Source organism: Flavobacterium sp. J49, assembly GCF_011742145.1.
In the GTDB taxonomy this organism is placed as follows: domain Bacteria; phylum Bacteroidota; class Bacteroidia; order Flavobacteriales; family Flavobacteriaceae; genus Flavobacterium.
The window spans coordinates 26,806-38,421 of sequence record NZ_JAAQQU010000102.1; the positions used below are offsets into that span (position 1 = coordinate 26,806).

Consider the following 11,616-nt stretch of genomic DNA (forward strand, 5'->3'; position numbering starts at 1 on the left):
AAAGTCTTAAATTAACACCACTTCATTATGACTTCAGAAATCACTACACCGGTCGAGCTAAAAAAAATGGATCCTGTTTTCGGTCAACTTTCTTTTGACAATCACGAACAAATCGTTTTTTGTAATGACAAAGATACAGGTTTAAAAGCAATTATTGGTATTCATAATACAGTTATGGGTCCGGCTTTAGGTGGCACCAGAATGTGGAATTATGCTAACGAATGGGAAGCTTTAAATGACGTTTTAAGACTTTCTCGCGGAATGACCTACAAATCAGCTATTACAGGATTGAATCTTGGTGGCGGAAAAGCGGTGATTATCGGAGATTCTAAAACCGATAAAACCCCGGAAATGATTACGCGTTTCGGAGAGTTTGTTAATTCTTTAAGCGGAAAATACATCACAGCAGAAGACGTGGGTACAACGACTGAAGATATGGACAGAATTCACAAAGTAACCAAATATGTTACCGGAATTTCTGAGTCTATCGGCGGTTCGGGAAATCCTTCTCCGGTTACAGCTTATGGCGTTTACATGGGGATGAAAGCAGCTGCCAAATACCAATTCGGTTCTGAAAACTTAGAAGGTAAAAAAGTATTAGTGCAAGGAACAGGTCACGTAGGTGAAACTTTAATCAGCTACTTAAGAAAAGAAGGAGCGGAGGTTTTTGTTTCCGACATTCACCAAGATAAAATGGAAAACATGGTCACTAAATACGGGGCCAAAATTTACACCGGAGCTGATTTGTACAGCGCTGAGGTTGATATTTATTCGCCATGTGCTTTAGGAGCTACCATCAATGATGAAACCATCCACAAAATCAAAGCGAAAGTAATTGCCGGTGCAGCCAATAACCAATTGGCGGTAGAAGCCGTTCACGGTCAAATTTTAAGAGAAAGAGGTATTGCTTATGCGCCCGATTTCTTAATCAATGCCGGTGGTATCATCAATGTTTACGGTGAAATCGTAAAATATGGTAAAGACCAAGCAATGCGCATGACAGAGAACATCTACAACACTACGTTAGAGATTTTCAACTTTGCAGATGTAAATAATATGACTACGCAACAAGCAGCGATGCAAATTGCGCAAAACAGAATTGACCAAAGAAAAAAAGAAAACGCTAATAAATAATTATTAGGTTTTAAAATATTCCTATTTTTGCAAAGCGAAAGAACTTCTTTCGCTTTGTTAATTTTAAAAGTTCTTACAGGTGTTAAACAGAAGACATATTCGAGTAAAAGTGATGCAATCTATCTACGCGATGCATCAAAAAAATTCTGAGGAGTTGGAGAAAGAAGAAAAGTTCTTAATCCAAAGTATTGATAACATTCAGGATTTGTATTTAATCATGTTGTCGACTTTGACAGAAATCAGAAAAAAGGAGATTGTTTTTTTGGAAGCTTCCAGCAAAAAACATTTGGCCACGCCTGAAGAGAAAAATCCCAACAAAAAGTTTATCAATAATGCCGTTTTACTTCAATTGGAAGACAACAGCTCGTTGAGTATTGCATTGGAGAAAAGAAAAATCAATAACTGGTCATTGAACGATGATTATATTTTGATTTTGCTCAATGACATCAAACAAAGTGACTTGTATGCCAAATACATGAGCAACCGCAACAATACTTTTGAGGAAGACAAACAGTTTGTAGTTGATATGTTCACCGAATTGATTGCGCCCAATGACAAGCTCTACGAATATTTGGAAGACAACAAACTGACTTGGACGGATGACATTCCGGTGGTGAATACACAAATTCAGAAGCAGTTAAAACAAATTTCGGAGAAGGATGACTTTAGAGTAGTCAAGCTTTACAAAGACGAAGAAGACAAAGAATTCGTTGGGAACTTATTCCGCAAAACAGTTTTAAACGAAGTAGAATTGGCCAAAGAATACATCGACAAAACACCCAATTGGGATGCCGACCGTATCGCCGAAATCGATACCATCATTTTGAAAATGGCGATTTGTGAGTTCTTAAAATTCCCGTCTATTCCCATTAAAGTGACCATCAATGAGTATCTGGAAATTGCCAAAGAATATTCTACCCCAAAAAGTAGTATTTTTATAAACGGGATTTTAGATAATTTGGTCAAAGAATTCCAAAATGAAGATAAAATCAAAAAAACCGGCAGAGGTTTAATGTAATTATAAGCTATGAAAAAAAGAATGAATTTAATGGTTGTTGCCGCACTATTATTGTTGACAACCGCTTGTAAAAAAGAAAATGTAAACGATAAAGAGGTTTTGTTAGACACCATTTCGGCGCAACGACCGGAAGCAGAAGCCAAACCAAAAACATTGCCCAACTATCAAGTACCGGCAGACGGAAAGTATCCTGTGATGACTTTTGAAGAAGAAGAACACGATTTCGGAACCATCCAACAAGGAGACAAACCCACTTACGAATTTGAATTTAAAAACACCGGCGAAGCCGATTTGACCATCACGGCAGCACGCGGTTCTTGCGGATGTACGGTGCCCGAATATCCTAAAACACCTATCAAAGCAGGTGAATCAGGAAAGATAAAAGTATCTTTTGATTCCAAAGGCAAATCAGGAGAAACCACTAAAACCGTTACCATCATGTGTAACACCAAAGAAGGCAATAAAATAATAAAAATCAAAGCTAACATCGAAGTTCCCAAAAAGAACTAAAACAAACCAATTATTATGGAACAATTAGGAGGTCAATTACCGTTTTTATTACTAATGTTTGTGGTGATCTATTTCTTTATGATCAGACCACAACAAAAGAAAATCAAACAAGAAAAAGAATTCGAAGCCGGACTAAAAGTAGGCGATAAAATCATCACCAAAAGTGGTTTCCACGGCAAAATCGCTGAGTTATCAGAAGGTACAGCCGTTATCGAAACCATGTCGGGCAAACTAAAAATTGAGCGTTCAGCGATTTCTTTAGAATTGACTGCTGCTGCGAATAAGAAAGCATAGTTTTCAGGATTCTAAATTTCCAAGGAAATATCAAAAAGCAAATATAAAATCCCAAACTCATCGTTGTGATGTTGGGATTTTTTTTTAAATAATTTTACTGAGTTAAAATGTTTATTTTTGGCTCGCATTAATCAGACCAAGTACTAATAAATTCAATGAAATATTTTACACTTTTTCTGTGCTTTTTTCTTCAATCTTTTATTTCAAATGCCCAATGGGTTAATCTCAATACCGGTATAAACGACAATCTAACGGGAGCTGTTTTTTTGGATGAAAACGGATTGGTCTGCGGAGCCAATGGATTGTACTTTACCACAACCGGTGGAGTTGGTGCAAGCAGTTGGACACGATTTGAAATTACCGATAATGCAGCTATTGCCGATATATACGAAAATACGGTTTTCACTCATTGCTACTCAAAACCTTCAAACACTACCAATACCGGGTTTGTTTTTGCTTGCGGTCAAGATACCGTTACTCAAAAGGCAGTATTATTCATGATCAATATTCCGTCGATGGCCTATTATCTATTGTACATCGGGCCGGATAATTCAAAGTTGAATAAGATTGATTTCTCGATTAATTATGACCGATATTTTGCAGTTGGAGATGACGGTTTGTTAATCAGATTTAGTGATTCGCAAGTCAATACCATAACAACCGGTTTAACTGATGATTTGTTAAGTATAGGCACTGCAAGTAGTGCACTGCTTTTGGGTACTGATCAAAAGATTTTAAGAACTTCTGTCAGTGGATTTTCCCTCGGAACGGTTAATGTTGTACCAATCAATAACGCTACCAATCACGATGTTTTATTTTCAAACAATAATAGTTCAAATGTATATGGGATAGGAGGCAATTCGTTTTCTTATACGGATTTGTCCTCAACAACTAACTTTATTACCAGATACAATCAAAATTTTTACAGTCCACTCGATGCGAATGGTTTTATCTTGAATTCAAGTAACTTTTACATCGGAACCAATAACGGAATTTACAGAAGTTCTTATGCAACCAGTTCTTTTTCAAACGTTGCTGTGGAGTGGCAAGTCGCATCGCTCAACCACCATATCAAGGATTTTTGGAAGCAAGACGGTACTACCGATTTTTATGCTTTTGGAAATAATGGTGTCATCTTAAAAACCAGCGGTAACGGCGGAGCGACCAAACCTTATGTTCGCATTAATGCCAATGGTGGATGCTATCCTGGCGGAATTCCTTTAAACGCTGTAACCGGTAGTGCCAACAGTTACAGTTGGTACATCAACAATAACTTAGTGCAAACCGGAACCAATTCGTTTACCTATAATTTTCCGGCAGCAGGAACCTATACCATTTCTTTAACGGTCCAAAATAGCGCCGGAGAACAATCTACTGATACTAAAATTATTAATGTAGTTAACCCGCCGCAAATAGACAAAACGGTTACATTGAGTGATAACATTTTATGCAAACAGGAAACAATACAAATTCAAGTAGCCGATTCAGAACCTAACGTAATTTACACCCTGAAAATGGAAGGGCAACCCAATTCTAATTTTGGTCAAAGTGCGATAAGTTCAGGTGGAGATTTGACTTTTACCACCAACTTAATTGATGTTACGGACAACTATTATATTTATGCGCAAAACAGTTTGGCCAACTGCGGAAGAAGGTTTACCGGTAATTTCTTGATTACCGTAGAAGAAACCAAAGCCGATTTTCATGTGGGATTGATTAATGCCGAAGTTAATGAGACTGTGGAGTTTTTCGAAAATACGACCGATTCCCAAAACTTTGCTTGGCAATTCACTCCGAATGCATCAATATCTTCGTCTTCGCTGCCAAATCCACAACTGTCTTTCAGCGCACCGGGATTGGTAACGACTACTTTGCATTCTTGGTCTGATAATGATTGTCATGATACGGTTGTTGCGTCAAAACCCAATGTTTTTGAACCCGATGCAGCCGCAGCCGACTGTTTTTTATTGGTCAATAACAGTAACGATCCTAATTGGCCCGGCGGTTATAATCCCGATATTTCTCAAATGACACCAACCACTGATGGGTTTTTACTCAGCGGAACATATTTTAATGAGATATTCGATTCTAATCACGGCGTTACACTCAATTTGGACGGAAAAAAAGGCGGCTATTTGTCAAAATACGATAGAAACGGTGTCATCAAATGGACCGTTTATAATATCAATACGGCTTTCGGTAATAACAATGACAATGGCGTTTATTCGACTGCAGTTGATTTAAACGGTGACATTTATATTTCCGGAAAAGGCAGTGGAAAGTTCATTGACAATACCGGAAGAAGTACCAATTTATCTGCGACACTAAATCAACCCGGTCTTTATTTGATTAAATTGAATTCCAAAGGCGAACTCATTTGGTACATGCAAAATAGTTACTTCGGTTTTGTAAAAATGGAAGTGGATAGCCAAAACAATCTGATAGCCTTGTCGGGTTTCCGAACTGATTTTACTACTGTTCAAACGTATTTCAACGGTGCTTTAGCTCAGGAAATAGGGCAACAAGTAGTGTCACCTCAAGCGACTAATCTTATCATAAAAGTTTCTCCTTCGGGTAATATAATTTGGGACACCAAAGTCTATTTGTATTCCGCCAACAGAATCGGATTGAGCAATTTAGGAATTGATGGAAGTAACAATATTTATTTCACTATGGATTTCGATTTGCAAGCCAAAGTATATCAAGCAGGAAGCAATACCATTTCAGAAACTATCACCGGAGATGGCAGTTACGGTTCCAAAATCGGATTGGTAAAAATGAATCCCAATGGTGAAATTCTGTGGAAACTCAGAAGTCGTACCATAGATGCCAATGGTTTTCCGAGTGATTTGACTTATGCCAATAAAATGATTGTTGAAAATGACGGAACGATATACCTAACCGGTGCCAACGATACCGGCTATAATTATTTTGGACCACTCAACTTTACCCACGTTTTTGAAAACACTAACGGAACTATAGTCTCAACCCAAAAAGGACCTTATTTTGTAGCTAAAGTCAATACCAATGGAATTTGTCAATGGATAAGAGGTTCCGGTTATACCTATTATGGATTCGGAGAAAACTTGTTGAAATCGGGAAATGAAATTCATGTGGTAGGCCAAATTTATAACAATACAAACGACGGTGATAATTGCACTGCACTTTTTGACAGTACAAACGATAACGGCTATAGCTTAACCATCAATAGGTATGATTATTTCGTTTCAGTATATGATGAAGCCGGAAATTTAAAACGATTGTTTTTAAATAACGATGGTGGCAATGTCAATCATTTTTACGGATTTACAGGCTTTTTCAAAGGAAACGGAGATTATTTCTATTTAGCCAAGAATATGGGATATCCTACTTCTGCTACGCAAGTCTACAATGATTTTGGATTGGCCATGCCGGCATTTAATGGTGTTGACGGAACCGTAGTTCGCTTTACAGAAAGCTGCGCAGTGTCTAAATATGATGCAACTTTAAGCAACAACGATTGGTCAAATAATGCACTGGAAAATCTTGTCATTGTTCCCAATCCAACCGCTAACGAGTTCAGTATAACCTTAAATGATTCTTTTGAATCCGGTACTTTAGAAGTTTATGATATTACCGGTAAGTTAATTTCCGAAGCGCAATTTAATAATGTAACCAAAGTGTCTTCCTCAATTAACGGACAAAACGGTTTGTATTTTGTCAGACTTAAAACCGCCAACAGTCAAAAATGGTTTAAACTGATTAAATCATAGCATAGACAACGATTACTTTAACCACCACTATTAAGAAAGCATAAAGCTATTAAGTATTAGGACTGTGATGCTGTAAATAAAAATTCCATGACTTTTCGTAGTCATGGATTTTGTTGTCTTAATACTTAATACTCCAGTCTTAATACTACTTCCTGTATTTATCGTTAAATCCTTTTCCTTCCAAAATCATCGGCGTGATTTTCTCCAAGCGAGTAACTTTGGTTTTTTCCTGTTTGGCCGTCGCCATATATTCCCAATATTCTTTTTGCTTGAAAGGCGTCAGTTGCTCCAAAGCGGTTTTTAAGGCTTTGTTGTTATCGAGTGCCGCTTGAAAGAATTCACACGTCATCGCTTCTTTCTTTTCGGGTTTGATAGACAAGCCTGCTTTTTCGTTCGCGATGGCTTCGTTGATGTATTGCAAAATCAATTTCTCATTGATTTCGGATGCCGAAGTAAAACGCCATTGTCTCAAAGCTTTCGTCACGCCTTCATTGGCATTAACTAACACTTTCGCTTCATCTTTTAAGAAAACACCATTCCAAAACCAAAGGGTAAAGTAGTTTTTGAAAGCACCAATCCCCAACACATTTTTGTTGTTGATGGTATACACTTCGCCACCCCATTTATTGGTTTCAACCAATTCGGTTTTTTGAACAATTTCTCTTAACCGACCAATTTCTTCAGTCCATTGGTCGTTTTTTATCCAGGGATTTTTATCTTCTTTCATGCTCATGAAGAGTTACTTTTTCTTCTCCTTTTTCTCTTTCTTAACCTTAACCTTTCCCTCAACCTTAACCTTAGCCTTTTTCTCCTTTTTCGTAAAGTCTGTCGTTGCCGTCAACTCTGCAATTTTCACAATCACTTCTACCGCTTTTTGCATGCTTTCTACGGGAACATATTCATACTTGCCGTGGAAGTTGTGACCACCCGCAAAGATGTTCGGACACGGCAATCCCATATACGACAAACGACAACCGTCAGTACCACCGCGAATCGGTTTGATTAAAGGTTTGATGCCCAAAGATTTCATCGCTTTTTCGGCCAAATCTACAATGAACATTACCGGTTCTACTTTTTCCTTCATGTTGTAGTATTGGTCCTTGATTTCGCAAACCACGATGTCTTCGCCAAATTGCTTTTTAAACGCTTTATTGAATTTCTTCGTGATTTTGTGCACCAATTCCTTGCGTTTGATGAATTTCTTCATATCGTGGTCGCGGATGATGAGTTCCAATTTGGTTTCCTCAATGCTGCCCGTGATTCCGGTCACGTGGAAGAATCCTTCGTAACCTTTAGTCTCTTGCGGCGTTTCGCCTTTGGGTAATTCGTTGATGAAATCGTTGGCAATCAACATCGAGTTGATCATTTTCCCTTTGGCATAACCCGGATGCACCGATTTCCCTTTGAAGGTAATCTTCACACCGGCAGCGTTGAAGTTTTCATATTCCAATTCGCCAATCTGACTGCCATCCATGGTGTAAGCCCAGTCGGCACCAAATTTCTTTACGTCAAACAAATCCGCACCGCGACCAATTTCTTCGTCGGGCGTAAAACACACTCTGATTTTGCCGTGTTGTATTTCCGGATGTTGGATTAAATATTCCATCGCGGTCATGATTTCGGTGATACCGGCTTTGTCATCGGCACCTAATAAAGTCAAACCGTTAGTCGTGATTAAAGTTTGTCCTTTGTATTGCAATAAATCTTTAAAGTAACTAGGCGAAAGAACGATGTTTTGTTCCTTGTTTAGAATAATATCGCCACCGTCATAATTCGGAATCACTTGCGGTTTGACATCTTTTCCGGTAAAGTCGGGTGTCGTATCAAAGTGCGATACAAAACCAATCGTTGGCACTTTGTGTTTCACATTCGAAGCCAAAGTCGCCATCACATAGCCGTGTTTGTCAATCGTGACTTGCGTCATGCCAATGGCTTTGAGTTCGTCCACCAATTTATTGGCTAAATCGAATTGCTTTTTGGTACTCGGGGTAGTAGTTGAATTCGGGTCTGATTCGGTATCGATAGTGACGTAGCTGATGAAGCGGTCGATGATGTGTTGCATGGTTTTATTTTTTTTGTAAAGATAATAATTAGGAAGTACAAAGTACGAGGTACGAAGTGGGAAGTTTTGGGTTGCCCTTCGACTGCGCTCAGGGTGACAAATTGTGCATTGGATTGTTCTCGGTTTTAAAAAAAGAGTGTTTGTTATATTTTACAAAACCCAATTGATTCCTAAAACTTTCACCCTGAGCGCAGTCGAAGGGATTCAAAATGCTAAATCGATTGTGGTGTGGCAAAATGCAAATCCAATTCAAGAATTGTCACTAAACTGTGTCAAAATGTATATCCATTTTCAAAATTGTCACAAGAAAGAAAGTTGTAATTACAATCAGGGTTTTTCGAAATGTCCAACAAAAGCCAAAAAAAAAGGAACCAACCGGTTCCTTTTCAATATTAATACAAACTCGGATATTCCTCCGGTTTTGCTTCGTGCATAATGGTGTAAACTTTTTCAAAAACATCTTCTGCCGAAGGTTTGGAGAAATAATCTCCGTCGGTGCCGTAAGCCGGTCGGTGGGCTTTGGAGGCTAACGTTTGAGGTTGGCTGTCTAAATGTTGGTAAGCGTTTTGCTCATCTACAATTTGTTGGAGTAGGTAAGCAGAAGCACCGCCCGGAACGTCTTCGTCTACGACCAGTAAACGGTTGGTTTTGGCGATACTCTTCACACAGTCGTGGTTCACGTCAAACGGCAACAATGATTGTGCGTCGATGATTTCAACATTAATCCCAACTTCCAATAATTCTTTCGCGGCTTGTTCTATGATTCTTAATGTTGAGCCATAAGAAACAATCGTGATATCAGTTCCTTCTTTTATGGTTTCCACCACGCCAATCGGGGTTTTGAATTCGCCCAAGTTGGTTGGCATTTTTTCTTTCAAACGGTAACCGTTCAAACATTCTACTACCAATGCCGGTTCGTCTGTTTCCAACAAAGTGTTGTAGAAACCTGCCGCTTTGGTCATGTTTCTCGGAACCAAAACGTGAATCCCGCGAATGGCATTGATAATCATACCCATTGGTGAGCCTGAGTGCCAAATGCCTTCAAGTCGGTGACCACGCGTTCTGATAATCAACGGCGCTTTTTGACGGCCTTGGGTTCTGTATTGTAAGGTTGCTAAGTCATCGCTCATGATTTGGATGGCATACAACAAATAATCTAAATATTGGATTTCGGCAATCGGTCTCAAACCACGCATCGCCATACCTATTCCTTGTCCGAGTATGGTTGCTTCACGAATTCCGGCATCGGCCACGCGAAGTTCTCCGTATTTTTCCTGCATGCCTTCCAAGCCTTGGTTGACATCGCCAATATTTCCGGCATCTTCGCCAAAAATTAAAGACTCAGGGTATTTATTAAAAATCGCATCAAAATTGTCGCGCAATACCAATCTGGCATCCACTTCTTCCGCTGATTCATCGTAAGTTGGGGCAACAGTTGTCGCGCCCAAAACCGTTTTATCGGATTGCGAGAACAGGTGCGAACTGAACTTCGGCTGAATTTTATTCGTGTAATTCGTAATCCAAGTCGCCAATTGGGATTGACCGCTTTCTTTGACAACCAAACGCAATACTTTACGTGCCGTAGTGATAATATCTTTGCGGATAGGTTCTTTAATCGAAGCTAATTCTGAAGCGTATTTTTCAATAAACACTTTATTCGAACTCGTCTCAGCAATGGATTTCAATAACGAAACCAATTCTTGTTGCTCTTCTTTCATAGGCGAAACAAAAGCGGTCCAAGCGGCTTTTTTGCCTTCCAATACTTCTTTTTTGGCAGCTTCGTCTATGGCTTCTAATTCTTCGGTTGTGGCCAAATTGTTATCGACTAACCAAGTACGCATTTGCGCCAAGCAATCGAATTCTGCTTCCCAAGCCAAACGCTCGGCATTTTTGTAACGTTCATGTGAACCCGAAGTCGAGTGGCCTTGCGGCTGTGTCAATTCGGTTACGTGAATCAAAACCGGAACGTGTTGTTCACGGGCAATGGCACCGGCTTTTTGATAGGTTTCTACCAAAGTCGGGTAATCCCAACCTTTTACCGTCATGATTTCGTAACCGTTATTCTCTTCGTCGCGTTGGAATCCTTTTAAGATTTCAGAGATGCTTTCTTTGGTCGTTTGGTAACGCGCGTGAACCGAAATTCCGTATTCGTCATCCCAAACACTCATCACCATCGGCACTTGCAAAACGCCGGCAGCATTGATGGTTTCAAAAAACAACCCTTCCGAAGTCGAAGCGTTGCCAATAGTTCCCCAAGCCACTTCATTTCCGGCGTTAGAGAATTTTGTCAAATCTTCTAAACCGTGAACGTTTCTGTATATTTTGGAGGCTTGCGCCAATCCTAACAAACGCGGCATTTGTCCGGCAGTAGGAGAGATATCGGCACTCGAATTTTTTTGTTGGGTCAAGTTGTTCCAATTCCCGTTTTCGTCTAACGAATGTGTGGCAAAGTGTCCGCCCATTTGACGTCCGGCACTCATTGGGTCATGCGCTAAATCGGTGTGACCATACAAGCCTGCGAAAAACTGTTGGATTGAAAGTTGTCCAATTGCCATCATAAAAGTCTGATCGCGATAATAACCCGAACGGAAATCACCGTTTTGGAAAGCTTTCGCCAAAGCCAATTGCGGTACTTCTTTTCCGTCACCAAAAATCCCGAATTTGGCTTTTCCGGTCAATACTTCCTTTCTTCCCAGCAAGCTGCATTCGCGGCTTATCTTGGCAATTCGGTAATCGTTAAGTACTTCTGCTTTGAAATCTTCGAAGGTAATTTCGGTCTTGGTTTGTGCTTCAGTCATAGTGGAAAAGTTTCTTGAAGTAACAAATTTAAATAAAAAGAAGTAATT

The 11,616-nt window shown here is 39.4% G+C and carries 8 protein-coding genes; 5 read left to right on the forward strand and 3 right to left on the reverse strand.

What is annotated here, in order from left to right:
- The first annotated feature begins 27 nt into the window (after window positions 1-27).
- From HA632_RS05880 to HA632_RS05900, 5 genes are all read left to right on the forward strand, one after another.
- Entirely contained in the window at window positions 28-1,134 is a 1,107-nt protein-coding gene (locus tag HA632_RS05880) for a Glu/Leu/Phe/Val dehydrogenase (RefSeq protein ID WP_176306282.1), read from the forward strand.
- 112 nt (window positions 1,135-1,246) lie between these two features.
- Entirely contained in the window at window positions 1,247-2,152 is a 906-nt protein-coding gene (nusB, locus tag HA632_RS05885; RefSeq protein ID WP_176306283.1) for a transcription antitermination factor NusB, read from the forward strand.
- Between the two features lie 9 nt (window positions 2,153-2,161).
- Complete coding sequence (locus HA632_RS05890) at window positions 2,162-2,662, forward strand: DUF1573 domain-containing protein (protein WP_176306284.1); 501 nt, start codon at window positions 2,162-2,164, stop codon at window positions 2,660-2,662.
- A 15-nt stretch (window positions 2,663-2,677) separates the two neighbouring features.
- On the forward strand, window positions 2,678-2,956 hold the full coding sequence (gene yajC, locus HA632_RS05895) for a preprotein translocase subunit YajC (protein ID WP_176306285.1): 279 nt from the start codon (window positions 2,678-2,680) through the stop codon (window positions 2,954-2,956).
- A gap of 155 nt (window positions 2,957-3,111) precedes the next feature.
- Window positions 3,112-6,708, forward strand: a complete 3,597-nt coding sequence (locus HA632_RS05900) for a T9SS type A sorting domain-containing protein (protein WP_176306286.1) — start codon at window positions 3,112-3,114, stop codon at window positions 6,706-6,708.
- A 145-nt stretch (window positions 6,709-6,853) separates the two neighbouring features.
- On the opposite strand, the gene HA632_RS05905 is transcribed toward HA632_RS05900, so the two are convergent.
- The 3 genes from HA632_RS05905 to HA632_RS05915 all read right to left on the reverse strand — a co-directional run bounded on the left by HA632_RS05905 (window position 6,854) and on the right by HA632_RS05915 (window position 11,568).
- Window positions 6,854-7,435 (reverse strand): YdeI family protein, encoded by a 582-nt coding sequence (locus HA632_RS05905; protein WP_176306287.1) that lies wholly within the window; start codon window positions 7,433-7,435, stop codon window positions 6,854-6,856.
- A gap of 12 nt (window positions 7,436-7,447) precedes the next feature.
- Complete coding sequence (pepT, locus tag HA632_RS05910; RefSeq protein ID WP_176306288.1) at window positions 7,448-8,770, reverse strand: peptidase T; 1,323 nt, start codon at window positions 8,768-8,770, stop codon at window positions 7,448-7,450.
- A gap of 392 nt (window positions 8,771-9,162) precedes the next feature.
- A complete protein-coding gene (locus HA632_RS05915; RefSeq protein WP_176306289.1) occupies window positions 9,163-11,568 on the reverse strand; it encodes a thiamine pyrophosphate-dependent enzyme in 2,406 nt (801 codons plus the stop codon).
- Window positions 11,569-11,616: the final 48 nt, after the last annotated feature.

What these genes read in the sequence shown, in the direction of transcription:
- HA632_RS05880 (WP_176306282.1), top strand. Translation starts at nt 28, where the DNA reads ATGACTTCAGAAATCACTACACCGGTCGAGCTAAAAAAAATGGATCCT.
- nusB (WP_176306283.1), top strand. Translation starts at nt 1,247, where the DNA reads ATGCAATCTATCTACGCGATGCATCAAAAAAATTCTGAGGAGTTGGAG.
- HA632_RS05890 (WP_176306284.1), top strand. Translation starts at nt 2,162, where the DNA reads ATGAAAAAAAGAATGAATTTAATGGTTGTTGCCGCACTATTATTGTTG.
- yajC (WP_176306285.1), top strand. Translation starts at nt 2,678, where the DNA reads ATGGAACAATTAGGAGGTCAATTACCGTTTTTATTACTAATGTTTGTG.
- HA632_RS05900 (WP_176306286.1), top strand. Translation starts at nt 3,112, where the DNA reads ATGAAATATTTTACACTTTTTCTGTGCTTTTTTCTTCAATCTTTTATT.
- HA632_RS05905 (WP_176306287.1), bottom strand. Translation starts at nt 7,435, where the DNA reads ATGAAAGAAGATAAAAATCCCTGGATAAAAAACGACCAATGGACTGAA.
- pepT (WP_176306288.1), bottom strand. Translation starts at nt 8,770, where the DNA reads ATGCAACACATCATCGACCGCTTCATCAGCTACGTCACTATCGATACC.
- HA632_RS05915 (WP_176306289.1), bottom strand. Translation starts at nt 11,568, where the DNA reads ATGACTGAAGCACAAACCAAGACCGAAATTACCTTCGAAGATTTCAAA.